The organism is Sinomicrobium oceani, from assembly GCF_900119185.1.
Classification (GTDB): domain Bacteria; phylum Bacteroidota; class Bacteroidia; order Flavobacteriales; family Flavobacteriaceae; genus Sinomicrobium; species Sinomicrobium oceani.
In genome coordinates this window covers 130,594-154,445 of record NZ_FPJE01000012.1, presented here as the reverse complement: position 1 = coordinate 154,445, position 23,852 = coordinate 130,594, and the positions used below count along the sequence as shown (strand labels likewise).

The 23,852-nt window shown below is 45.2% G+C and carries 22 protein-coding genes; 5 read left to right on the top strand and 17 right to left on the bottom strand.

Annotated elements, in window-relative coordinates; genetic code table 11:
* The first annotated feature begins 225 nt into the window (after positions 1–225).
* The 3 genes from BT112_RS12250 (at position 226) to BT112_RS12240 (ending at position 3,204) form a co-directional block, all read left to right on the top strand.
* Positions 226–1,545, top strand: coding sequence for a PQQ-dependent sugar dehydrogenase (locus BT112_RS12250; RefSeq protein ID WP_072317669.1), 1,320 nt, complete (start codon positions 226–228; stop codon positions 1,543–1,545).
* 111 nt (positions 1,546–1,656) lie between these two features.
* The gene (locus tag BT112_RS12245; protein WP_217652385.1) at positions 1,657–2,136 is read left to right on the top strand and encodes a c-type cytochrome; all 480 of its coding nucleotides are present in this window, start codon (positions 1,657–1,659) and stop codon (positions 2,134–2,136) included.
* 72 nt (positions 2,137–2,208) lie between these two features.
* A complete protein-coding gene (locus BT112_RS12240; protein ID WP_072317668.1) occupies positions 2,209–3,204 on the top strand; it encodes an aldo/keto reductase in 996 nt (331 codons plus the stop codon).
* Between the two features lie 70 nt (positions 3,205–3,274).
* Here BT112_RS12240 and BT112_RS12235 read toward each other — a convergent pair whose 3' ends face one another.
* The 6 genes from BT112_RS12235 to BT112_RS12205 form a co-directional block, all read right to left on the bottom strand.
* Positions 3,275–3,658 carry a hypothetical protein gene (locus tag BT112_RS12235; RefSeq protein WP_139276164.1) on the bottom strand — a complete coding sequence of 128 codons (384 nt, stop codon included), beginning with the start codon at positions 3,656–3,658 and terminating at the stop codon, positions 3,275–3,277.
* 287 nt (positions 3,659–3,945) lie between these two features.
* Complete coding sequence (locus BT112_RS12225; protein WP_072317665.1) at positions 3,946–4,605, bottom strand: helix-turn-helix domain-containing protein; 660 nt, start codon at positions 4,603–4,605, stop codon at positions 3,946–3,948.
* 265 nt (positions 4,606–4,870) lie between these two features.
* A complete protein-coding gene (locus BT112_RS12220; protein ID WP_245777035.1) occupies positions 4,871–5,647 on the bottom strand; it encodes a LuxR C-terminal-related transcriptional regulator in 777 nt (258 codons plus the stop codon).
* A 1,322-nt stretch (positions 5,648–6,969) separates the two neighbouring features.
* The gene (locus tag BT112_RS12215; RefSeq protein WP_072317663.1) at positions 6,970–7,809 is read right to left on the bottom strand and encodes an alpha/beta hydrolase; all 840 of its coding nucleotides are present in this window, start codon (positions 7,807–7,809) and stop codon (positions 6,970–6,972) included.
* A gap of 208 nt (positions 7,810–8,017) precedes the next feature.
* Complete coding sequence (locus BT112_RS12210; protein WP_072317662.1) at positions 8,018–9,016, bottom strand: YeiH family protein; 999 nt, start codon at positions 9,014–9,016, stop codon at positions 8,018–8,020.
* Positions 9,017–9,085: 69 nt separating this feature from the next.
* Positions 9,086–9,982 (bottom strand): LysR family transcriptional regulator, encoded by an 897-nt coding sequence (locus BT112_RS12205; protein WP_072317661.1) that lies wholly within the window; start codon positions 9,980–9,982, stop codon positions 9,086–9,088.
* Positions 9,983–10,176: 194 nt separating this feature from the next.
* On the opposite strand from BT112_RS12205, the gene BT112_RS12200 reads away from it, so the two are divergent.
* The gene (locus BT112_RS12200) at positions 10,177–11,286 is read left to right on the top strand and encodes a TlpA disulfide reductase family protein (protein ID WP_072317660.1); all 1,110 of its coding nucleotides are present in this window, start codon (positions 10,177–10,179) and stop codon (positions 11,284–11,286) included.
* 112 nt (positions 11,287–11,398) lie between these two features.
* Here the strand turns inward: BT112_RS12200 and BT112_RS12195 are convergent, their stop codons facing one another.
* From BT112_RS12195 to BT112_RS12145, 11 genes are all read right to left on the bottom strand, one after another.
* Complete coding sequence (locus BT112_RS12195) at positions 11,399–11,980, bottom strand: LutC/YkgG family protein (protein ID WP_175545791.1); 582 nt, start codon at positions 11,978–11,980, stop codon at positions 11,399–11,401.
* A gap of 10 nt (positions 11,981–11,990) precedes the next feature.
* Positions 11,991–13,367, bottom strand: a complete 1,377-nt coding sequence (locus tag BT112_RS12190) for a lactate utilization protein B (RefSeq protein WP_072317658.1) — start codon at positions 13,365–13,367, stop codon at positions 11,991–11,993.
* Positions 13,368–13,399: 32 nt separating this feature from the next.
* Positions 13,400–14,128 carry a (Fe-S)-binding protein gene (locus BT112_RS12185; protein ID WP_072317657.1) on the bottom strand — a complete coding sequence of 243 codons (729 nt, stop codon included), beginning with the start codon at positions 14,126–14,128 and terminating at the stop codon, positions 13,400–13,402.
* Positions 14,128–14,469: an L-rhamnose mutarotase gene (locus tag BT112_RS12180; protein ID WP_072317656.1), complete on the bottom strand. Its 342-nt coding sequence runs from the start codon at positions 14,467–14,469 to the stop codon at positions 14,128–14,130. The genes BT112_RS12185 and BT112_RS12180 overlap by 1 nt, the downstream gene beginning before the upstream one ends.
* 188 nt (positions 14,470–14,657) lie before the next feature.
* A complete protein-coding gene (fucP, locus tag BT112_RS12175) occupies positions 14,658–15,962 on the bottom strand; it encodes an L-fucose:H+ symporter permease (RefSeq protein WP_072317655.1) in 1,305 nt (434 codons plus the stop codon).
* A 110-nt stretch (positions 15,963–16,072) separates the two neighbouring features.
* On the bottom strand, positions 16,073–16,855 hold the full coding sequence (locus BT112_RS12170) for an L-fucose dehydrogenase (protein WP_072317654.1): 783 nt from the start codon (positions 16,853–16,855) through the stop codon (positions 16,073–16,075).
* Positions 16,856–17,042: 187 nt separating this feature from the next.
* The gene (locus tag BT112_RS12165) at positions 17,043–18,458 is read right to left on the bottom strand and encodes an alpha-L-fucosidase (RefSeq protein WP_083564907.1); all 1,416 of its coding nucleotides are present in this window, start codon (positions 18,456–18,458) and stop codon (positions 17,043–17,045) included.
* 35 nt (positions 18,459–18,493) lie between these two features.
* The gene (locus BT112_RS12160; protein ID WP_072317652.1) at positions 18,494–19,318 is read right to left on the bottom strand and encodes an amidohydrolase family protein; all 825 of its coding nucleotides are present in this window, start codon (positions 19,316–19,318) and stop codon (positions 18,494–18,496) included.
* Positions 19,319–19,392: 74 nt separating this feature from the next.
* Positions 19,393–20,253: a fumarylacetoacetate hydrolase family protein gene (locus BT112_RS12155; RefSeq protein WP_072317651.1), complete on the bottom strand. Its 861-nt coding sequence runs from the start codon at positions 20,251–20,253 to the stop codon at positions 19,393–19,395.
* 43 nt (positions 20,254–20,296) lie between these two features.
* Positions 20,297–21,052 carry an SDR family NAD(P)-dependent oxidoreductase gene (locus BT112_RS12150; protein WP_072317650.1) on the bottom strand — a complete coding sequence of 252 codons (756 nt, stop codon included), beginning with the start codon at positions 21,050–21,052 and terminating at the stop codon, positions 20,297–20,299.
* An 84-nt stretch (positions 21,053–21,136) separates the two neighbouring features.
* Complete coding sequence (locus BT112_RS12145; RefSeq protein WP_317039593.1) at positions 21,137–22,759, bottom strand: UxaA family hydrolase; 1,623 nt, start codon at positions 22,757–22,759, stop codon at positions 21,137–21,139.
* A gap of 236 nt (positions 22,760–22,995) precedes the next feature.
* On the opposite strand from BT112_RS12145, the gene BT112_RS12140 reads away from it, so the two are divergent.
* Positions 22,996–23,844 carry an AraC family transcriptional regulator gene (locus tag BT112_RS12140; RefSeq protein WP_072317648.1) on the top strand — a complete coding sequence of 283 codons (849 nt, stop codon included), beginning with the start codon at positions 22,996–22,998 and terminating at the stop codon, positions 23,842–23,844.
* The last annotated feature ends 8 nt before the right edge of the window (positions 23,845–23,852 follow it).

Below are 23,852 nucleotides of genomic sequence, written 5' to 3'. Positions count from 1 at the left end.
TTACGGCAGGAGCGTAACTTTTTTTGACGAACCCTCTCCAGGGTTTTTGATTGTAGTGAAAAATGTTGATTTTTGTACTACGTGCTATTTTTAGCATCACATTTTTACGCTCAGAGCACCCTAAAAGTAAAATTTCAATTTGAGGAAAAATTTCAGAACATTCAATATAGTACCCATATTAGTATCACAACAGCAATTCAGAAAAACTTAAAAACAACGCTTTTTATGAAAAAACAATTCTCCTCCTCATGGTGGTATATTCCGGTGGTCACGGCATTCACATTAGGTACTTTGTCGTGTTCGGATAAAGAAGATAAAAAAAATGATAACGGAGATATTATACCGGATAAGAATAATGCGGCATTGACCCTTCCCGAAGGTTTCGGGGCTCTTATCGTGGCTGACAGTGTCGGCGAAGCAAGGCATCTTGCCGTAAATAAAAACGGAGATGTTCTCGTAAAGCTCAACAAACCCAAGGACGGTAAAGGGATACTCATCCTTTCGGACAAAGACGGGGACGGTAAAGCGGAAAGCAAAACAGGTTTTGGAAATTACGGCGGAACGGGAATTACCTTAAAAGGCAATTACCTGTATGCTTCTTCCAATACCTCCGTATTCCGCTATGCCCTTGATGAGAATGAGCTCCCCGAAAATACCAATACCCCGGATACGATTGTCCATGGTCTTATCGATCGCCGCCAGCACAACTCCAAATCGATCACTCTCGATGACAACAATAACCTCTATGTAAATATCGGGGCCTACTCCAATGCCTGCCAGGAACGGGACCGTACCAAGGATTCTCCCGGCATGTATCCCTGTACTATTCTCGATTCCGCCGGGGGTATCTGGAAATTCAGGGCCAATGCCATGAAGCAGTCTTATGGAGAGGGCGCACGTTACGCTACAGGATTGCGAAACGTGGTAGGGCTCGACTGGAACAAAGAAGACAACACGCTTTACGTCATGCAGCATGGCAGGGATAACCTCCATGACCTGTTTCCGGATTTATACGATGCGCAGGCCTCTGCAGATCTTCCTGCGGAGACCCTTTACAAAATAGAAGAAGGTGACGATGCCGGATGGCCATACATCTATTACGACCAGAACCAGGGAAAAAAGATACTGAGCCCGGAATACGGTGGGGACGGACAAAAAGAACCGGAAGAGGGCAAGGGTAAAAATGCCATAGATCCTCTTGTAGCTTTCCCTGCACACATGGCCCCGAACGGTTTATTGTTTTACACCGGGTCTATGTTTCCGGAGAAATACAAAAACGGGGCTTTTGTCGCTTTCCATGGTTCGTGGAACCGCGCTCCGGAAGAGCAGGAAGGTTTTATGGTTGCTTTTGTTCCGTTCAAGGGCGGAAAACCGGCCGGAGAATGGGAAGTTTTTGCCAAAGGTTTTGCCGGGGTCGATCCGGTATTATCGCCCGGAGATGCCAAACACCGCCCTTGCGGACTGGCACAGGGCCCTGATGGCTCGCTCTACGTTTCGGACGATGCGGGAGGTACGATATACAGGATCGTGTATAACGGAAAGTAAACTACCTCGGTGCAAGCACACGAGGCATTCCTACGAAACTGAATTTTAATTTCCAGGCAAGTCTCGGGGTATTAAACCCTTTGGCGGCGCCAATAAATTCCGGCCTTGTATATGAAAAACCTTAGGTATTTGAAAGTACTTACCATCGTGTTTGCCCTGATGGTATCCGCATGCGGCGAAAAAGATAAAAAAGAAAAAACAGATCCCGTAACCCCTGCTGCAACGGTAAAAAAAGCAGCCCCTGAAATAGAGGAAACAGCGTATCCGGAAGGGAAAAAACTCTACGGACAGTATTGTGCTACCTGCCATCAGCGCAATGGTAGCGGAGTGCCTAACCTCAATCCACCGTTACGAAATACAGATTATGTGACAGGCAACACATCCCGGCTCATCCGTATTATCCTGAAAGGCTCGGACGAGGGGTTGGAGGTCGATGGGCAAACGTATGCCAATACCATGCCTGCCCATGACTTTCTCGACGACACTCAGGTTGCGGAGCTGTTAGCCTACATACGAACCGCTTTTGGTAATACGGCAGGACCGGTGACAGCAGAAGAAGTCCGGACGGTTCGCCATGAGATTTTGAAGTAACCGGTCTGAAACGCGTTACGGAAAGCTCAACAAACACACCGTAAATAAATTGAAAACGTATAAACAACAGTTATGAAGTACAGAAAATTAGGCCAGACGGATCTGAATATATCTGCAGTTACCTTCGGCGCATGGGCTGCCGGAGGATGGATGTGGGGAGGTACGGAACGCAACGATGCCATACGGGCCATAAAAGCTTCTTATGACCATGGTGTAACCTCTATAGATACTGCTCCCATATACGGACAGGGCACCAGTGAGGAGATCGTAGGAGAAGCTATAAAAGATATTCCGAGAGATCAGGTACAGATCCTCACCAAATACGGTATGCGCTGGGACCTTAAAAAAGGAAATTTCGGGTTCAGCAGCAAGAATAACGACGGTAAGGATATAGACATCTATAAATACGCAGGAAAGGAGAGTATTATTAAAGAATGTGAGGACAGTCTCCGAAGGTTAGGCACGGACTACATTGATCTTTACCAGATACACTGGCCCGATGTGACGACTCCCATACAGGAAACGATGGAAGCTGTGGCACAGCTCATCGAACAGGGAAAAGTGCGACATGCCGGGGTCTGTAACTACGATGCCGTACAAATGGCCGAAGCCGAAAACTATGTTTCCCTGGCCTCGAACCAGGTTCCCTACAGCATGGTGCAGAGAGACATCGAAAAAGACGTCGTACCCTACTGCCAGGAACATCATAAAGGGATACTGGCATACAGCCCTATGCAGAGAGGGTTACTCACAGGCAAACTGAAACCCGGACACCGGTTTGCAGAAGGTGACCACAGGGCTTCAAATCCATATTTCAAGGATACGAACCTAAAGAAAACCAACGCTTTCCTGGAAAGCATCAAACCTATAGCCGATGCCAAAGGCCTGAGCCTCGGACAGCTGGCCATACTCTGGACGCTGGAACAACCCGCCATCACTATTGCGCTTGTGGGGGCCAGAAACGAGTCTCAGGCTGTACAAAATGCCAAAGCCATGGAAAAATCCCTTTCCAAAAGCGAGATTTCCGAGATTACAGCAAAACTTAATAAACTCGAGCTCGATCTGTAATAAACAGGCTAATAAACAAAAAGCTCCGGAAGCAATAATATAGTGTGCCTCCGGGGCTTTTCTTAGCGATCTAATTCCATATAGACCCCAACTTTATACTTTTCAAATCCAAAGGTTTTCCGTAATAAGACGGGGTTTTACCCATCTCCAGCGTACTTTTCATATTCACCTTGGGCTTTGCCATTGTTTTCTTGATATTGTTATAGCTCAACGGCTTCATCCTGCCTCCGTAAGAAAGCAGCTCCAGGTAATTTTTAAGCGTGTAGTTGTTCATATCTGCCGAAGAGAGATCATTCAGTACACGGTCTCTGCTTGCCTGTTGCCTCGGCAGCTCGCTTATTTCGATATACGTATACTTATCGTACCTCTTTAGCTTTTTTTGGTCTGAAGATTCCTGAGAGAAAACAACAAAGCTGCATATCATGCAACCTGTGAGTAGTAATTTTTTTTTCATTTTACGGGGTTATTATTGATTAGGTATATGTTTAATGTTTGGATCGGAAGGTGCTTCTTACTATCCGTACCGGAGATTTTCAGGAAGCAGTAAGCAAGCTGCAGATCGGATTATAACGGCGGAATAAAGTGAATTGACAGATTTCATAGCATGCCCCGAAACAGGTCCGGGTTGTTCTTTTTTGATCATCGGAAAGCAAGTAATTATTATCCGGGAGAGGAATTAGTCGGAAAGTATCTGCATGTATTAAAGCAAATCCTTTTTCATACCACATATTCCATACAGCCTCAGGCATTGTCATTCAGAACAATGTGTTTTACTTTCCACACTTCTACGACGTCTTTCAGGCTCATTTTTATTTTATTTCCGACCATCCACCTGCTGTCTCCCAGAACATAAATAATGTCGGGGTCATCGGCATCGCGCTCTATAAGTCCTGTAAATATCCCTTTGACCTTATTGACGATGACATAGACATTTCCGACCCTGATATTCTTTGACAAGCTGCTTATGGCATAAAAAGCGCCTTTAAACGCGTACCAAGAGTTAAGGTCCGAAACCTGAAATGCACGTAGTTTTTCTTCGCCCGTAACTATCGAAAAATGATGTTTCGGAAGTTTTTTAAAAAAAACATCATTCTTAAACGCTGTTACGTACTCGTACTGATATTCTAACGGGACCGTCACCAATCTTTGCTCGCTCTTCACTATTTTGTGACAATGCGATTCGTCAAAGAAGAATTTGTTAAGGTCTCCCCTGGCCTCCCGGATAATCGTAATGAGCTTTTCATAGTCCGGGCTGTTCCTGGTTTTCCATGTGGAAATCGTGTTGGGCTGCACATCGAGCAAAACTGCAAGTTCTTTATTGGTTTTTATACCAAGATGTTTTTTCACATTCTTCAGGATGTCCGCTACGGACAGCTCTCTTTTTTCATATACCTTCTCCATGTCATATACAAAAGAAGTGTTTTACACCTATCGCGTTTTGTCCGCTCCCTGCCGGGGAAAGGCAGCTATATTTTTCATTATTCACAGATAAATATCTGTAGGCCGGGGTGGTTGCTCTCATGTTTATAATGTGTTACACAAGGTTAAAAGGGTTGTTTAGGATTGTCCTGTCAAAAATGCATATAAAGTGTCAGGTACACCAAATACAAAGGGTTACACATGTACTGCATCACTTCAGAAACAAATTTCTGAGCATTACCGCGGATTACAGGTTTTTAATCCATATATAAATATCTTCATCACGGGGAATTTTCAGCTTTTTACGTAAACGATACTTTTTTATCTGTACTGTTTTGGGTTGTATAAAAGTGTAACGGGCAATTTCCTTACTGGAAAAGTTCAACCAGATCATGGCACAAAAACTAAGCTCTGTATTGACCAGTTTCGGATTGACCTCCAGTAATTTTTCGCAAACTTCCGGGTAAACCTCCTGGAAACGGGCCAGAAAAGACGGGGAGTTTTTCTTGGCAAGCGTCACCACTTCCTTAAAAGCAAGGTTCAGTTTCTTCTTCAGAGCTTCGTGCTCTTCTTCTTTTTCTTTTATAATCCGCCTTTGTTCCCGTATGATTTCCAGGTGATGTAAATGCTCTCTCCTGTTTAACATGATCAATAAAAGAAAAGTTACCGACCAGAAAATAAGCCCTCCGGCAATGATGTAATACACCATTGTCTTTACGACCATGTGTTCCTTTTCCGGATGGTTTGAAATGGCATCCTTCCCCTCCATACTATTATTATCTCTGACTACATTTTCCTGTCTTGGCTGGGGTACCATATCGTTTTTCGGATTCTTATGAAGCTCACTTTCGTCAGTCCGGATGCCACAGAACAGCTTTACAGCCCGATACGCCCGCCACCCAAAGGTTTCAGGACAATGCACTTTAACTTCTTCTAAAAGACTTGTATCCCAAACCAGAAGAAGCTCATACTCTGTATGGAAGGTCAGGAACAAGGAGTTATACTCGGGTGAATTATCCCACACATTTTCATACTCCTTACCGAAAGAAAGTAAGGGAAATAAAAAGCATAATAATACCATGAGGCAACCATACCTACTTATAATGAAAAGGAATTTCATCAAACGACAGGATCAGTACATATTCATTTAACTCATTATTGGTTGAATAGCGTTCGAATGTTGTTTTATCTCTTTTTTGTTTCACGAGATTCATACATTAAAATCAGGTATATGATATTCCGGGATGCAGAGCACCATACCTATTACATAAAAGCATAAGCTTCGTGTATACCCGGAAGTTTTGTTGAATTTTTAATAGTCCTGCCTTATCCTACCGGTACTTATATTTAACTAAAAAAACACCTTTTCGGTATGTGCAGATATTCAACGGATAAAGGTGAAAAAAAAATCATAAGGTATCGTGCATTGAAGGTTACACATATACTACACCTTGCCAAATGAGACCAAATCAATGCCTGAGAACAATTTTCAATCAACATATACATGAATGCCATGAAGAAACAGGTATCCATTGTCCGGAGAAAACACGTGGTAAAAACGGGTTCTGACGAAGATCAACACTTTGTCAGGAAGCTTTAGCCGTTCAAAAAAAGACCGGAACGCCAACCATTATCGACAGACTTATACTTAGCTCATTACCCCGGTATGACCGGAAAAGTCCGGAATAACCAGCCGATATATCTGTCGTGATGCTTTTGACGGATTAATGAATTGCCCGGGATTATTACTAATTCTCAAGACTCTAAAACTTTTTGCCATGTTACAATTCTTATTGTACTTTCCTCGCAACTACTCGGTTTTATCGCGTGTCCGGAGCGACTCGATATGGTCAACAGCATCATATTACTATCCTCCGTATAGGCATCCTTGTCATCACACCGGAACATGCACGGGCCAGGAAAGTATCACGGGGTGAAGGTTTACGGGTTTTATAACGGTACAAAATTAGTATTATGGCTCACATAAGCCCGCCAGATACTCCCTAAGTTTTCAACACTTTACGCTTGACGAAGCGCAAAAAGACATTATTGAAAACCTGTAAATCTCGATCTGAGTAATCCTGTAAAGAGTCCGGAAAGCCCACCTCTCAAAAAGACACCAAAAGCATTATAAAAAAGATGAAAAACAACATAAGAACCTATGTAAATCAATGAAATACTGTGATATAAGAATAAAATCACACAAATATAGGTCCCGTGAAGTATCCTGCTGCCCGGAGATCGGGTAAAAACATACCGCTAAACCAAGGTGTACATAGTTCCGACCAGCATAACCAGGTATAACCGGAAAAGCATCGTCATAGCTTCCGATGCGGCTATATATCCTTATCTGGCTGTGATCTCAGCACTTCGTTTTCTGATCTCCCGGATCAGCAAAGGCAAAGCAGGTTTTACCATATTATGTCCGTAACCTTCCAGTTCATAAAGTTCGGTATGCTGATGTCCTGAGATCTCCATCATCCGCTTTAAATAGGCATTTTCCTCATACCTCCCGAGCATTTCCATATCCCGGTCTCCTGTAATGAGCAGCATAGGAGGTGCATCGGCGCGTACGTGCCATAACGGAGCAAAACGATCTATTACCGGCTGTGTGTCCTGTATCCCTGCTTCTTTGCGTACATTAAAATGCGTAATAGCCTGTCCGCTGAAAGGTACGATCCCCGCAATATTATCGGCATCCACACCGTGTTCCCCGAGATATGATTTGTCTAAGGCGGTCATCATGGCGAGATACCCACCTGCAGAATGTCCGGAAACAAAGATCTGTTTCGGATCTCCCCCGTATTCCCGGATATGTTGAAACACCCATGCTATCGCAGCGGCAGCATCTTTGATACATTGTTCCGACCTCACTACCGGGGAAAGCCTGTATCCGACACCCACCACGGCAAAACCACGGTTTTTTAAATCTTCGGGGATTTCTTTACTCCCTCCGGTAAGACCACCGCCGTGAAACCATAACACTACCGGAAAATCCCTTGTCGCTTCGGGATAGTAGACATCGAGCCTGCACATTTCCGATCTGTAAGCATCCTCGTCCTTCCCTGTATTTTTATAATACAATATATCGGAATCCGAATTATACGTAGCCTGGCCATAGCCCGTAAATCTTCCTGTAACCAGAAAAAAAACAATACTCATGACATAAAGATGAATCCCCTTCATAATTTATTTTTTCAGTACTGCCCTGGGACGCAGTCCTATGATTTACCCTGCTAATATACCCTTTTCCACCCTAAAATATCCGAAAAACAGGTGGAAAAAGTAACGAAGGAAATTACGGATTGCAAATAGATATTCCCAAAAACAATGGTGTTTTCTCTAACGAAAGGATAAAAAACAGGAGTGCTGTTTTCCACCCTTCCCCCTACCTTTATGAAACAAAGAAAATAATTCCGCAGAGCGATAAAACAGCTGTGAAAATCCAGAGTACGAGTCCCAGCAGAAGCAACTTCCCCCCTACGGTCCCTATCACTTTGCGGGTTAGACCACAACCTATAAGAAACAGGGTAAGTGTTAATCCGGAGGAAGCTATGGACGTAATATACGGACTTACATGCCGGACAGCAGGCACATACGTATGAAGCAACATACCAAGAATAAATAATCCTATGAAATAGGGTATCTTTATTTTGCTTTTCCTGCCTTTTTTGCCAAAAGCCATCGAAGAAATCAGGGCCAGCGGAATGATCCATAAAGCTCTTGCCAGTTTTACGGTCGTTGCGGTTTCCAGGGCCATAGCACCATACCTGCCTGCGGCCCCTACTACCGAACTGGTATCATGAATAGCTACCGCACTCCATAACCCGAATGCCTCCTGCGACATTCCGAGGGCATGTCCTATGAGGGGAAATACAAAAAGAGCAAGAGCATTGAGCATAAACACTACGCCAAGTGCTACCGATACCTGTTTTTCTTTTGCACGGATCACGGGAGCAATAGCTGCTATAGCACTTCCTCCGCAGATTGCAGTACCTACCGTTACCAGGTAGGCTGTCTTCTTATCGATAGCAAATAACCTGCATAGCAGATATCCCATGATCAGTGTCACCAAAATGGACGCTATGGTAAACATTATGCCTTCCTGCCCCGCTTTAAAGGCATTACCGGCATCCATACCAAAACCGAGTCCTACTACGGAAGCCTGAAGCAGAAAATGAGTGATCTTATGATTCAGATGCAGGTAAGGATGTCCTATAAACCAGGCGGTCAGTATCCCGAATAGTAATGCCATAGGCGGAGATACCAGGGAAGAAATACAAAGTATGGCCAGTCCTGCAAATACAAGTTCCCGGACACTTATCCGTTTGTTCAGTGTTTTTCGGAGATAATCGTTATAATGAACCCGCCGGTCTCTTAATTTGTGGTGCATGATTTTATGATTTCTGAATACAAAGTTCCGGGTCTTCGGAAAATTTCGGAAATCACTAATAGCTATGCATTATAACCTGTAGTTATGATGAAGGGCGAAATCCATAAACAGGCCGGAAAGCGGATCGGCCTGTCCCTGCAACTGCATGAAATAAAAATACCTCTCGATCTCCAGTCCGTTTACATCGATAATACTCAGGCTCCCGTTCCTCAATTCGTGAAGAATAGTATATACGGATAAGAAGGCAAAACTATCGGAATGCAAAAGGTATTCGCGGATACTCTCACTACTGCTAAGTTGCATGGACACGCGAAGATCGGCAGGGTTTATCCGAATTCCGCGAAGGGCGTGTTCTACGACTTCAAGAGTTCCCGAACCCGGTTCCCGGAGCAATAGCGGAAGTGTTTTCAATACTTCGGGATTTATCGTTTCTTCTTTGGTCAACGGATGTCCGGCACCGGTGGTAAGTACAATCTCATCACGCAGAAAAGACGTATATCTGAAAGCGGGAAGTTTGGAAAATCCTTCGGTGATCCCAAGGTCGACCGCTTTGTCCTGTAATAGTTGCTCCACCTGTTCTGTGTTCCCGGAGCGTAGCTCGATCTCCATATCCGGATATTTCTTCAGGAAAGCGGGTAACACCCTCGGGAGAATATAACTTGCAATGGTCGTACTGGCTCCTATACGCAATTTACCGGTATGTTTACCGGATAAGGCATGCAGAGACATTTCCAGTTTCCGGTGTATTTCAAAAAGGCGTTCGGTATGTTGCAGAAACAATTTACCTGCATAGGTAAGTTGTATTTTGGTGCCGTTACGATCAAATAAACGCGTGCTATACTCTTCTTCAAGGGCCTTGATATGCTTGGTCACGGCAGGCTGCGATATATAGAGTTCACGGGCAGCCCGGGTAAAATTGAGCCGCCTGGCTACGGTATGAAACACCTTTAAACGAAAATCAAGCATGATGTAAAAGTATAAATTTAAATTTTACTACGTTATTTTTTACCGTATCTCCCGGTATTAAAGCAATCGACCAAAATAAATGCATTTTATGAATTTATGATATGCTACCCCTTTACTTAATTTTATCCTAAACATCATCGATTTATGGTCGGAAAGTTTAACTTTGCACATAAACCTTTTAAAATTACAGATGAATGAAAAAGATCGGCGTATTATTTCTCATGGCGCTAATTGCAGCTTCCTGTGGCCAACAACATAAAGACAGCTACACAATTACCGTTAAAATAGACGGTGTGGAAGACGGCAAAACCGTGTTCATGAAAAAAGCGGATGTAAACAACCAGCCGGTGGATGTCGATTCCACAACAGTGCAGCAGGGGCAGTTTACCTTTACGGGAAAAGCAGACACTCCTGAAATTCACTTTCTTCTCATAGACCAGGTAGGTAACATTCCTGTTATTGTAGAAAACGGAGACATCGAAATAGAAGCTTATAAAGACAGTATCAACTTCTCCAAGATGGGTGGTTCCCCGTCTAATGATGATTTTTACGAATTTATTTCAGGTACCCGCGGTATCGGTGAGCGTATCAATGCATTGCGTCAGCAAATGATGAAAGCTTCTCAGGAAAGAGATACCGTAACTATTGCAACTCTGCAGGACACTTACGGAGATATCCAGGAAGAGGCCAAGGAGTATGAGGTTAATTTTGTCGAAGGACATCCGGATTCGTATATTTCCGCTCTTGTACTGGAAAAAATGCTGATGTCACAGTCGCAGACTCCCGAAGAGCTCAAAGAACTTTATTCTTCCTTGTCCGAAGACGTAAAGAAAACAGCAGTTGCCGAAAGGGTTGCCAAGCAGATAGAAAACCTCACCAAGGTTTCCGTAGGGGCTACAGCTCCCGAATTCTCCGCTCCTACTCCGGAAGGTGAAGAGCTTGCTCTGAAAGATATCAAAGGAAAAATAACGATCATAGATTTCTGGGCTGCATGGTGCAAACCCTGTCGTGCCGAAAACCCTCATGTCGTAAAACTTTATGAAAAATATAAAGATCAGGGACTCAGCATCATCGGTGTTTCTCTCGACAGAAAAAAAGAGGACTGGGAAAAGGCTATCGCCGAAGATCAGCTTCCCTGGCACCATGTGTCTAACCTCAAGTTCTGGCAGGACCCTATAGCTCAGCTATATAACGTAAAGGCAATCCCCGCTACTTTTATACTTGATGAAAACGGAAAAATCATCGCTAAAGATCTCCGTGGTGAAGCACTCGATGCCAAACTGGCTGAACTTTTTGAAATGTAACCGGTTTCCGGAACAAACCATCATATAAGTAAAAAAGCGAAGGCTGTACCTTATCGGACAGCCTTCGCTTTTTTTGATCGTATGGTAATCCTTTTGTCTTTCCTTCTTTAAATCAATACAGGATTACGGCCAGTTCTTTTGCTCCCTGTGCCCCTTTTACAAGGGTTTGCTCGATATCGGCTGTTTTGGATGCTCCCGCCATAAAGAGCCCGAAACCGAAAGGATCATTTTCAGCGATAATAGCATAGGCCTGGTGCATGGTAGACACCAGAGACCCGGCTTTGAGCAATACGACAATACGTTCGGGGATAAAAGCCAGTAAACGGGCACGAAGTTCGCTGTCCGTAAGCCACAGCGCTGCATTTTCGATCACCCCGAAAGCAGCTTCGGCAACAAAGACTTCCGGCATTTTCTCCCGGTCGAAAGGTATTTGTTCGTCAAATATCAAAGGAAACTCATCCTGTAAGCCGGGAACACAGGACTGTATGTCTCCCCCTCTGCTCCACTTCCGGACGGTATCGGCAACCGTGTCGGGGGTAGCGAGAAATACCTCCGTTCCCGATGCTTCTGCTATCCGTACAAAATCCTCCACCAGAACCTCAGGAGGATACTGCAGCTCTATTTCGGGTCTGGGAAGCGCGTCCCTGCTAACCTTGTTCAGCGTGTTTAATATTCTTTCCTTACTGTTCATCATTTCTGTGCGATTACTCCTGATTTTTTTTGTACCATTCCCTGAAACTCTCCCCGGGCACATCCGGAAATATGCGTTCTTTATGCCCGTTTTTCGCCGTGACATTCCAAGGGTTCAGGCCGGATTGCAGTACGCTTCCGGGGACCCAGCGAAAGGCTCTGGTCGCCAGGCTGTAAGTTGTACGGCTTTTTAGTATTTTGCTCCCGATATCCATCCCTATCTTTTTGGACAGGTCGGGTGATGTTTCGTCCGTAAGTTTTTGTCTCCACCGGTACAAGAGGCCTGCAAGATCTATTTTCACCGGGCATACATTATTACAGGAGCCACATAATGTCGAAGCAAAGGGAAGATCTTTATTTTTTTCTTTCCCGTAAAAAGGAGCGAGCACACTGCCTATAGGCCCCGGAACAGTATGGTGATAGGAATGCCCGCCCGAGCGCCGGTACACCGGACAGGTATTCATACAGGCGCCACAACGGATACAACGCATGGCCTGCCGGAATTCCGGATCTTCAAAAATATCGGTACGCTTGTTATTTACTATAATAATATGTTCGGTAGTTTCCGGACGGGGTTTTCTGTAATGTGAGGTAAAAACGGTAACGGGTTGTCCCGTAGCGGAACGCGCGAGCAAACGCGTAAAAACCGCCAGTTCTTTATACCCGGGCACCAGTTTCTCCATCCCCATACAGTGAATGACCGTTTTTTTACTGTGTACTCCCATATCGGCGTTCCCCTCATTGGTACACACTACCACCGTACCGGATTCAGCCACTCCGAAATTAACCCCGGTAATAGCGGCATCGGCCCTCATAAAATCCTTACGAAGTGCTTCCCGTGCGGCGGAAGCCAGATAATCGGGATCCGAATTTCCTTTCTCCGTATTCATTTTTTCGTGAAACGTATCACTCACCTCTTCTTTTTTCAGGTGAATGGCAGGCACCACAATGTGGCTCGGATGCTCTTTTCGCAACTGTACGATCCGCTCTCCCAGATCGGTATCTACGACATCGAATCCCTCTTTTTCCAGGTAAGGGTTCAGGCCGCACTCTTCTGTGAGCATGGACTTACTCTTTACTACGGATTTTGCGTTGTTTTCCCGGAGAATAGAAGCTGTAATCTCACGAAGTTCAGCATCGTCCCATGCCCAGTGTACCTGTATACCGTTCTTTATGGCATTTTCCTCGAAACGTTGGAGGTATTCCGGTAAACGCGACAGGGTATGGTCTTTTATTGCAGCGGCAGTGGCTCGTAATTTTTCCCAGTCGGGAATCGTATCCCGTTGCATATCTCTTTTGGCCCTTAAAAACCAGAGTGCATTATTATGCCAGTCCGTCTTCTCGGAGCCGGTTATAAACCCCTTACTCAGATTCGCATGTGTTCCTTTCATCAGTTTGTTCTTTCGTCGGTTAAACAAAATGTTTACGCTCCTGCATTGAGTATCTCTGCGATATGCATCACTTTCATAGTACTTTCTTCGGCACGAAAAACACCTTCGAGATGCATAAGACAGGACATGTCGGTTGCGGCAACATACGATACTTCCGCCCCGGACATCGTCTTCATCTTATCACATCCCATTTTTACAGATACGGCCGATTCGAAAACTGCAAAACTTCCCCCGAATCCGCAACACTCATCGGCTTTGGAAGGGACCACCAGATCAAGTCCGTCCACAGCAGCAAGCACTTTCTCTATTTTGGAATAATAGGGCACCTTTAGCTCGGAAGGTGTACCGAGATTGAGCCCGCGTAAACCATGGCAGGACAGGTGCAGACCTACCCTATACGGAAAAGAAGCATGAATTTTATCCGGTCCTATTATATCATGCAGAAACTCCGTCAGTTCTTTTACCTTGGCAAGTTCTTCTGCTGCTACAAAGGGTTTCAACAAGTGATGGGACAAATGATATGAGCAACTGGCCGATGGCGTTACGAGATAATCTACCTCGGGCAGTACTTTGAGAAAAGGTTTTTCAAAATCCCGGGTCTTGCTTTCATATCCGCTGTTCGCCATAGGCTGTCCGCAACACAACGGATCCTGCAAAAAAACGACTTTACAACCTGCTTTTTCCAGAACTTCCAGTGTATCTCTCCCTACTTTGGGATATAGCTGATCTATGTAACAGGGGACAAATAATCCTACGGTCATTACAATGCTGTTTTAAAATCAAAGATCTTATTCATCAGGCGCCATTTTTCACCGGGTTTGCTTCCCGGAATAGCCTGCTGGTACTTCCACATGAGCTTTTCCCACTCCTGAACAGTTTCACTGGCCGCATCGAGTTCTTCTTTTTGCTCAAAACTGAAACCGTCATCTGTCTCCATCAACATCAACAACCGGTTTTCAATACGGTATATTTCCATATCGATAATACCGCTTTTACAAATATTTTTCAGCACCTCGGGCCAAACTTTTTGATGATGTGTTTCATATTCGGCAATCAGCCGTTCATCATCTTTTAAATCTAAAGCTAAACAATACCGTTTCATCTTTTTTCACTGTTCGGGATTCTCCACAATTTATAGTTCAGTTATCTGTTCGTGTAGTATCACAGTCTCTCTCCTCCGTTTTATTCAAAGTCCGGAGCTACGAAGCCCCATAAATACAATAGTGTTCTCCGATTCTTATGTTGCCTTCCCGAATACTGCCTACTACACCTCGGTTGGTTCCCGGTGTACTAATATACCTTGTTGTGTACCCATTTTCCGTACACACTGATATACACAAAGCACAACAAAGGCAATATAAACGAAAAATTAACCTCAGGTACTCCGGCAATAGTGACATCTGCCACCCCGGAACCTCCTATATCGATGATAAGAGCCTGCAACTGCGGCATCAAAGCACCTCCTACAATAGCCATAACCAGACCCGCTGCACCTATCTTGGATTCTTCTTCACTCAGTCCTTCCAGAGCAATCCCGTAAATGGTGGGGAACATCAAAGACATGGCAAAAGATATTCCTACGATACAATATATTCCTAAAGTTCCTTCTATCCAGATGGCTCCTGCAGCAAATGCTATCCCTAAGAAAGCGAATAACATCAGTAACTTTCCGGAACTCATAAAACGAAGCATATAGGTTCCTATGGCACGTCCTACCAGGAAGAGAATAAAGGCTATAAACTGGTAATAAGCCGCATCATCACTACTCACATTGATAGCTTCCGCATACTGGTAGATATAGGTCCAGCACATAATCTGTGCTCCTACATAGAGTACCTGGGCCAGTACGCCGAGGGTATATTTTTTATTCTTAAAAAGTCCGGAAAACGTATCGGCAAGCCCCGGAATACCACCTTCGTCCTTGACCTGAGGCATTTTACTGACAAATATGAACACAAATACGGCGAGAATCACCAGGCCGAGAGCTACATACGGATCGCGTATTACCATAAGATCGGAGGTACGGATCATCACTTTGGAAGCCTCGTCCAGCGCCCCGAAATCTTGCACATCCACAGATTGCAGCTTTCTGAGCACAAACTGCTGAGCTACCAATAGGCCGAGTACCAGTCCCAGCGGATTGAAGGCCTGAGCCAGGTTGAGTCGCTGTGTAGCTGTCCTGCTATCTCCCATAGCAAGAATATAAGGATTTGCCGTAGTTTCGAGAAAAGCCAGTCCGAATGTCAGGATATACAATCCCAGGCAAAAAAACCAGAATTTTTCGGTGATGGCTGCAGGATAAAACAACAAAGCTCCACCTGCATACAAAGCGAGCCCTATAAGTACTCCTGTTTTATAAGAGTATTTTCGGACAAAAAGCGCAGCGGGCAGGGCCATACAAAAATATCCTCCGTAAAATGCCATCTGTACCCAGGCAGCCTGTGAATTACTGAGTTCAAGGACTTTCTTGAAAGCCTGTACCATGGGATCCGTAACCGCATTGGCAAAGCCCCAGAGGGCAAATAAAGAGGTTACTAAAATAAATGGAATGAGGTTTTTCCGCGAAACCACAGGAGGTAATGTGTCTTTCTTCACTATGTTATGAGTTTTAATTAAATTGATTGATATTGGGTGTAATTACGGGTAATCTAATAAGCGGGTTTGGGGATGCTCCGGGGAGCATCCGGAAACTATTTCCTGTTTTTTCAGGTCAGTGCCCTGTCCAGATGTACATAGCCTCCATCGACAAACAAGAGCTGCCCGGTGGTATGACTCGATTTTTCGGATAACAGAAAAGCTACGGCATCGGCAATTTCCGTTGCGGTAGTCATCCTGTGACCTAATGGGATTTTTTCTGTTATGGTGTTCAGCTTTTCTTTGGGATCCGGAAAGGTATTGATCCACTTTTCGTAGAGGGGCGTATAGCATTCCGCAACGATCACGGCATTGACCCGGATTCCATACGGCAGCAGTTCCACAGCCCATTCCCTGGTCAGCGCATTACGTCCGCCATTAGCGGCAGCATAACCGGAAGTCCCGCCCTGGCCGGTCAGCGATGTTTTGGAACCTATGTTTACAATTGCCCCTTTTGTCTTTTTGAGTTCGGGCAAGGCATGATGTGCCATAAGGTAATAATGTGTCAGGTTCTTCTGTATGGAGGCCGTAAAAAGCTCATACGATCCGTTTTCGAGCCCCACACCGTCATTAACCCCCGCATTATTGACCAAACCATCTATTTTACCGTATCGGGACACTACCTGTGCTACCGCGTTCCTACAGGCTTCCGGGTCGGTGAGTTCACCTATGACCGAATCAGCCTGCCCTCCGTTGTCAAGAATAGCCCGCACAGCCTTCTCGTTATCTGCCTCATTTCTTCCTACTAATACCGGGATCGCCCCTTCAGCCGCCAAAACTTCACATATACCCAAACCTATCCCCTTGGCTCCACCGGTAACGATGATCACTTTTTTATCTAAATGTAAGTTCATACCTTCATTTTCCTATTTCCGACACAATTTAAGGGCTAAAATTAGCTTAAAAAAAATTTCCACACCCTAATATTAAGGATTTAACATTTGCATTTTATATTGTTTTATTCTCCTCCCATGATATGCTTCGCAAAATTTGGGCCCTTGATTTCCTGATTACAGAAAACCGACCTTTAGCTACCCTATTCTATTTCCGGGTCTCTATCTTAAATGTCCAGGCAGGTGTCTCTCCTACTTGCTCTAAAACGGTTGCGGGAACGGAAATGGCGAGTCCGGAATCTTCCTGGTAATCCCATGTCAGCGGCTGTTCATATCCGAGCAGCCTGATTTCCGATCCGGCTTCGGGTTTCAGATTTTTAAGACGGAAAGTATTCTCTGGTCTTTTAAAGGTCACCGCATAACAGAAAGGCGTACTCTTCTTGGCCGTAAACCGTATATCGTCTCCTTCTTCAAAACCGGATTCCGGGCTTTCCGTACCGTAAACCGCTTCCCCGTTCACTTTCATCCAGCGCCCTATATCGTCCAGTCTTTCCAAACTGGCTTCAGGAATATTACCCGCCGCATCGGGCCCTATATTTAACAGATAGTTTCCGCCTTTGGCTGCAGCATCTACCAGGTGACGGATAAGATTCTGTGAAGATTTCCAGTTCTTATCATCTGTCTTATACCCCCAGGTATCGTTCATGGTCATACACGATTCCCAGTCGAGCGCAGAGGTCCCTGCCAGAACTTCCTGTTCCGGGGTTCCGAAATCTCCGGCATAATCACTGTCTTCCTTATTCATGCCCTGCATTCCCTTTCTCCCTTTGTCTACCCGGTTATTAATGATAATTTCGGGTTTCAACGTCCTTACGTACTGATAAAGTTCCTGTCCCTGGCGGTGTGTAAACTCTTTCTCCCACTCCCCGTCGAACCAGAGAATTGCAGGATCGTAATTTTCCACCAGTTCCTTGAGTTGCGGCTTCAGGTAATTTTCCAGGTAATTTGCAAAACGGGCTTCGTTATTTTCCGAGGGCGTTCCTCCTGCGTAAGTATCGGCATGTGAATCGGGATGATGCCAGTCCATTATAGAATGATAAAGCCCGAATTTTATGCCCTGCTTCTTACAGGCCTCGGAAAGAGCCTTCAGAATATCTTTTCCGTAAGGAGAATAATCCACGATATCGTAGTCGGTTACCTCCGAATCCCAAAGACAGAACCCATCGTGATGCTTTGAGGTAATCACCATATATTTCATTCCCGCATCTTTTGCTGTAGCAACCCATTTTTCGGCATCAAACGAAGTCGGGTTAAACTTCCGGGCATATTCTTCGTATTCTTCTATCGGTATTTTGGCATTTTGCATAATCCACTCTCCCACGCTTGCCACTTCTTTCCCCTGGTACCTTCCTGCCGGAACGGCATAAGCCCCCCAGTGAATAAACATTCCGAACCTCGCGTCTCTCCACCAGGCCATACGTTCGTCAAAATCTTCTTCGGACTCCTCCAGGTAATTGACACTTTTTTCGGGAACAACCTTTTCAGTTGTAGTGTTTGCCGCCGGTTTTTGTTTGCAGCTTGCCATCCATAAGACGATCAATACTGTCCATCGTAAAGTTTTCATATATCGGGTTTTTAATTTATGGTTGGTTCATACTTTTAAATAGCTGTAATCCCGTAAAAATCCGCTGCATTCTTTCCCATAACTTTAGGAAGTTCATCTTCGCTGTAAAATGCCCGGACAATATTTATGACTTCTGCATAGGATGCAGCCAGCAGGCATACCGGCCAATCCGATCCGTACATGACCCGGTCTGTTCCGAAGGCCTCGGTTACAACCTCCATAAAAGGTGTAAACTCCTCTTGTTTCCATGTCCGGTCCGTAGCTTCCGTTACCATCCCCGACACCTTACAGCACACATTATCATGCCCGGCAAGAATACGAATATGATCTGCCCAGGCTTTATCAGGCTCTGCAGAGATAACCGGTTTGGCGATATGGTCCAGTACGAAACGCTGTTTCGGGAACCGGCGTACGAGATCTATGGCGGCAGGCAATTGCCTGGCAAAAACGAGAATATCATAAGTAAGCCCCAGGGGCTCGAGTTCTTCAATTCCCCTCCGGAAGGCCGGACGGTACATAAAATCGTCCGGTTCACCCTGTACGACATGGCGTACACCCCGAAAACGGTTATGCTCCGAAAACCGGAGTAACGTTTCTTTAATATTATCTCCCTGAAGATCTGCCCAGCCAACTACCGCTTTTATGAACGGATTTTTATCGGCACATTCCAAAAGAAAAGACGTTTCTTCTTCAGATTGACTGGCCTGAACCGCTACACATCCCGAGACCCCATTGGCATGAAGAACGGGCTCAAGATCGGAAGGCATAAAGTCCCGGCGTATGGCCTGCATGGTTTTGTCTATCCAGGCATCCTTCTCCGGGTGATATTGCCAGAAATGCTGATGTGAATCGATATACATTCTGATTGATCTTTTAGGTGTTAGATACTATACAAAAGGCTCCGGAAACACATCTCCTGAGCCTTTTACCGGATTTATTTTGCTTTATAAGCGACAGCTTCCTGTCTTGAGGAACCGAGCCCTTCTATTCCGAGTTCTACCACATCGCCGGCCTTGAGATACCGCGGTGGTTGAAAACCGAGTCCCACTCCCGCAGGCGTCCCCGTAGAGATCACATCTCCGGGAAGCAGCGTCATGAATTCACTGAGGTGACTTATTACCGTAGGGATATCAAAAATAAAATCGGAAGTATTGGAATTCTGTAATGTTTCTCCGTTGACTTTCAACCAGAGATTGAGATGGTGCGGGTCGAGTTTTTCATCAGCCGTAACCAGGTATGGCCCGAGCGGAGCAAAAGTATCACAACTCTTTCCCCTTACCCACTGTCCTCCGCGTTCGAGCTGATAAGCTCTTTCACTGTAGTCGTTGTGCAGCGCATATCCGGCAACATAATCCATAGCTTCTTCTTTATTCACATAAGAAGCTTTTTTACCGATAACTACGGCCAGTTCGACTTCCCAATCGGTCTTTTCCGAACCTCTCGGAATAATAACCGGATCGTTGGGCCCTGTGATCGAAGAAGTGGCTTTGAAGAAAACCACCGGTTCTTTGGGCACATCCATTCCGCTTTCCGCAGCGTGCTTTGCATAGTTCAGCCCAATACAGATCAATTTGGAAGGTCGTTTGACTACAGGACCGAAACGGAATTCTCCCTCAACTACCGGGCAGTTGTCTTTGTGTTGTTCTAACCAGGCCCCCAGTTTGCGGACACCGTCTCCGGCAAAAAAATCTTCATCGTAATCCTGTCCGAAGGCGCTTACGTCCAGCGCAGTGCCATCCTGCAATTCCACTCCGGGTTTCTCCTCGCCTTCCGGTCCAAATCTGAATAATCTCATTCGTTGTGTATTTATGAATTTATGTAATTGAACTTTTTTTTCCTTAGCTGTTTAGTCTTATAAATCCGCCATCCAGAGGATAATCGGTACCGGTTGTAAAAGAAGCATCTTCGGAACACAGGAAATAGGCAAGTTTACCGACTTCCTCCGGCTTGGCCATTCGCCCGATGGGCTGGGTTTTGGAAAGCTTATCGTACATCTCTTTTTCTTTTCCCGGGTAATTCTTTGCCAGAAAACCGTCTACGAAAGGGGTATGCACCCTTGCCGGAGAAATACTGTTGCAACGAATACCATCGGCTACATAATCTTTAGCCACGGAGTATGTCATGGCCAATACGGCTCCTTTGGTCATCGAATAGGCAAAACGATCGGCTATCCCTACATGAGATGCGATAGATGCCATATTGAGTATGACCCCTCCTCCGTTCTTTTTCATGTGAGGTATAGCGGCATGGATACAGTTATAAACTCCTTTTACATTGACGGCAAATACGTTATCCATATCCTGTTCGGAAGTCGTTTCGACCGTACCTATATGAGATACCCCGGCATTATTGATAAGAATATCTATGGTCGTTTTACCAGCTATCCCGTTGATAATTTCTACCACCTGTGCCTGGTTGCTTACATCACAGGGAATAATCTGCAGCCGGGTGTCTTCGGTTCCGGCAAAAGCCTCTTTTGCCCCCCCGGTATTTCTCTCGAGCATAAAAACCTTGTGCCCTTTTTCGAGAAATATCCTGGTTATCGCTGCTCCTATACCGGATCCACCTCCGGTTATAATTACATTTTTTGACATATTCTGTTAATTTTATCTGAATTCAACGGCTATTCTCTCCCCGGAATCTCCAGGTTTCCGAACTCTGTGATATATCCGGAGTCTTTACAAAGATATTCCTCTTTTCCACGGAATGAAATCGTCTTGCTGTAACTTTTGTGCACAGGTCTGCTTCTCTCCGCCTGCTACTGCTATAATCAGCTCCATAAGCTCATCGGCTAACAGTTCCTGAGATATCCCTTCGGAAAAAAGTCTTCCCGCATCAAAGTCGATAATATCGTTTATTTTTTCGGGAAGCATAGAATTGGATGCAATTTTCACAACCGGACATACCGGGTTTCCGGTAGGTGTCCCCAGTCCGGTAGAAAAGAGAATCATATTGGCTCCTGCACCTGCCAGTCCTGTGGTAGACTCCACATCGTTTCCTGGGGTACAGAGCAGGTTCAGCCCTTCCCGGGTTGCATACTCTCCATAATCGAGTACATCGGCAACTGCACTTCTTCCACCTTTCGTCGCCGCTCCTGCCGATTTAATGGCATCGGTGATCAGTCCGTCCCTGATATTTCCCGGAGACGGGTTCATATCAAACCCTGAACCTACTTCCTGGGCCCTGGCTTCATAGTTTTCCATCAGGCGGACAAATTTCTCCGCTGTTTCTTTTCGTTCGCAACGATCGATAAGGTCTTGCTCTACCCCGCACAATTCCGGGAATTCCGAGAGGATACTTTTACCCCGAAGCGCATTGATCCGGTCGGCTATAACGCCGATCAGCGGATTGGCTGAAATTCCGGAAAAACCATCCGATCCCCCACATTCGAGCCCGATAGTCAGTTTTTCTAATGGTGCGGGTTTTCTCGAATTTTCATTGGCTTCCTTCAGGCCTTCGAAAGTGTCCCGGATAATATCCTGAAGCATCGCATGCTCCGAAGGATATTTCTGTTGCTCAAAAAACAACAGAGGTTTTCCGAGCTCCTGCCTATGCCTGGCGATAGCCTCTTCGAGCATCGTCATCTGGGCGTGCTGACACCCCAGACTCAGCACCGTAGCACCTGCTACGTTGGGATGCCGGATATATCCGGCAAGAAGATCTACCAGCAACTGCGCATCCTGTCGCGTTCCTCCGCAACCTCCTTCGTGGAGCAGGAATTTAATTCCGTCTATATTCGGGAAGAGTTTCGGGCTCTTTTTCGTTTCGTAATGACCTTCCTTTTCCCCACCTTTGAATTTATCCGCAAGATCCCTGACGAGAAGCTTATACGGATTTTCTTTCCGGAAACCGAGTTCGGTTTCCAGAGCTTCCTGCAGCACTTTCAGGTTCCGGTTCTGACAGAATACCAGGGGCACGAACAACCAGTAATTCCCGGTACCTACCTGACCGTCCTTACGGTGAAACCCGTTGAAAGTACGGTTCAGATACCGATCTACATCCGGTTTTTCATGGGTATAGTTCTGTAAACCTATTGCATAAGGAGCGGCTACATGCCTGGTATTCTCCGTAGTGAGAAGGCTCCCGGCAGATAAATCCGTTACGACCTTACCTACAGGAACTCCATACATAAAAACAGTATCTCCTTCCCGCATAGGTTCGAGTGTAAACTTGTGTTTTACCGGAACCGCCTCGCGCAATCGAAGCGCTTTTCCGGCTACGACAACATCAGCATCTTTGTCCAGATCCGTAAGGGCTACAACAACGTTGTCCCCCGGATGAATTCTTAAAATTTTTTCCAACCGGATATAAAATAATATAGTATTAAAAAATAAGACCTGCATAACGGACTATCCCTAAATGTCATCTTCCTTCAAGAGGCTTTATCATGCCATTATAAGTCGTTATGACTCCATTTCAGGAAAACACCATTTCCCGAATATCAAAAGTAAATAGTTTTCGTAACGAAAAGTTCTTATATCTTTGCCATCAATTGTACAATATTTGCTCAAAACGTATTGTCGTTAAAAAATGGTATATGGATTTACATTTCCTGCATAAAAACCTGGAAACAAATCTTAAAGTTGCACTTCACCGGGAAAAAGAATTTTTGAAACTCTGGCATTACCACCCGGAATACGAACTGGTTTACATCTCCAGGGGACGGGGCACGATCTACGCAGGAGACTATATAGGCCCGTATCAGCCCGGTAATGTTTTCCTGATCGGAGCACACCTGCCTCACATGTTCGAATCGTCTCCGGCCTCTCTAAACCCGGATGATGAGGAAATCTCCGAAGCCTATGTCGTGCATTTCGGAGATCCCTTTATCAGGAGCTTCTTCGAAAACAATGTCGAATTCGGATATATCCCATCTTTGGTCAAACATGCCGTCACAGGATTACTCTTCCCCGATCCCGGTAAAAAAGCCTTTAAAATATTCCGGAAAACCCTGAAAGGCGGCATACAGGAAAGTACCTTACATTTTATGCGAATATTGTACCATCTTCAGCACAAAGAAAAGGTTCATCTCGCCACCCCGGCATGGATAGACCAGTTTAATTCGAGCGACAGAAAACTGAACAAAATCCTCCAGTATATCATGCTTCATTTTCATGAAGAACTGAGCCTGGCTGATATCGCTTCTTACGCCGGGATGAATAAAACCGCTTTTTGCAGGTATTTTAAAGCAAAGACCGGTAAGTCCTTTGTATCATTTCTGAATGATATCCGTGTGGGGTTTGCCTGTAAATCGTTACTCGATGCGCATAATTCGCTCACGATCTCGGACGTATGCTATGCTTCCGGTTTTAACAGTCTTTCTTATTTCCACCGCATCTTCAAACGGAGTAAGGGTGTTTCCCCGTCCGAGTACCGCGAAGGCTGAGCCTTGTC

What these genes read in the sequence shown, in the direction of transcription:
- BT112_RS12250 (WP_072317669.1), top strand. Translation starts at nt 226, where the DNA reads ATGAAAAAACAATTCTCCTCCTCATGGTGGTATATTCCGGTGGTCACG.
- BT112_RS12245 (WP_217652385.1), top strand. Translation starts at nt 1,657, where the DNA reads ATGAAAAACCTTAGGTATTTGAAAGTACTTACCATCGTGTTTGCCCTG.
- BT112_RS12240 (WP_072317668.1), top strand. Translation starts at nt 2,209, where the DNA reads ATGAAGTACAGAAAATTAGGCCAGACGGATCTGAATATATCTGCAGTT.
- BT112_RS12235 (WP_139276164.1), bottom strand. Translation starts at nt 3,658, where the DNA reads ATGAAAAAAAAATTACTACTCACAGGTTGCATGATATGCAGCTTTGTT.
- BT112_RS12225 (WP_072317665.1), bottom strand. Translation starts at nt 4,605, where the DNA reads ATGGAGAAGGTATATGAAAAAAGAGAGCTGTCCGTAGCGGACATCCTG.
- BT112_RS12215 (WP_072317663.1), bottom strand. Translation starts at nt 7,809, where the DNA reads ATGAAGGGGATTCATCTTTATGTCATGAGTATTGTTTTTTTTCTGGTT.
- BT112_RS12210 (WP_072317662.1), bottom strand. Translation starts at nt 9,016, where the DNA reads ATGCACCACAAATTAAGAGACCGGCGGGTTCATTATAACGATTATCTC.
- BT112_RS12205 (WP_072317661.1), bottom strand. Translation starts at nt 9,982, where the DNA reads ATGCTTGATTTTCGTTTAAAGGTGTTTCATACCGTAGCCAGGCGGCTC.
- BT112_RS12200 (WP_072317660.1), top strand. Translation starts at nt 10,177, where the DNA reads ATGAAAAAGATCGGCGTATTATTTCTCATGGCGCTAATTGCAGCTTCC.
- BT112_RS12195 (WP_175545791.1), bottom strand. Translation starts at nt 11,980, where the DNA reads ATGATGAACAGTAAGGAAAGAATATTAAACACGCTGAACAAGGTTAGC.
- BT112_RS12190 (WP_072317658.1), bottom strand. Translation starts at nt 13,367, where the DNA reads ATGAAAGGAACACATGCGAATCTGAGTAAGGGGTTTATAACCGGCTCC.
- BT112_RS12185 (WP_072317657.1), bottom strand. Translation starts at nt 14,128, where the DNA reads ATGACCGTAGGATTATTTGTCCCCTGTTACATAGATCAGCTATATCCC.
- BT112_RS12180 (WP_072317656.1), bottom strand. Translation starts at nt 14,469, where the DNA reads ATGAAACGGTATTGTTTAGCTTTAGATTTAAAAGATGATGAACGGCTG.
- BT112_RS12170 (WP_072317654.1), bottom strand. Translation starts at nt 16,855, where the DNA reads ATGAACTTACATTTAGATAAAAAAGTGATCATCGTTACCGGTGGAGCC.
- BT112_RS12165 (WP_083564907.1), bottom strand. Translation starts at nt 18,458, where the DNA reads ATGAAAACTTTACGATGGACAGTATTGATCGTCTTATGGATGGCAAGC.
- BT112_RS12160 (WP_072317652.1), bottom strand. Translation starts at nt 19,318, where the DNA reads ATGTATATCGATTCACATCAGCATTTCTGGCAATATCACCCGGAGAAG.
- BT112_RS12155 (WP_072317651.1), bottom strand. Translation starts at nt 20,253, where the DNA reads ATGAGATTATTCAGATTTGGACCGGAAGGCGAGGAGAAACCCGGAGTG.
- BT112_RS12150 (WP_072317650.1), bottom strand. Translation starts at nt 21,052, where the DNA reads ATGTCAAAAAATGTAATTATAACCGGAGGTGGATCCGGTATAGGAGCA.
- BT112_RS12140 (WP_072317648.1), top strand. Translation starts at nt 22,996, where the DNA reads ATGGATTTACATTTCCTGCATAAAAACCTGGAAACAAATCTTAAAGTT.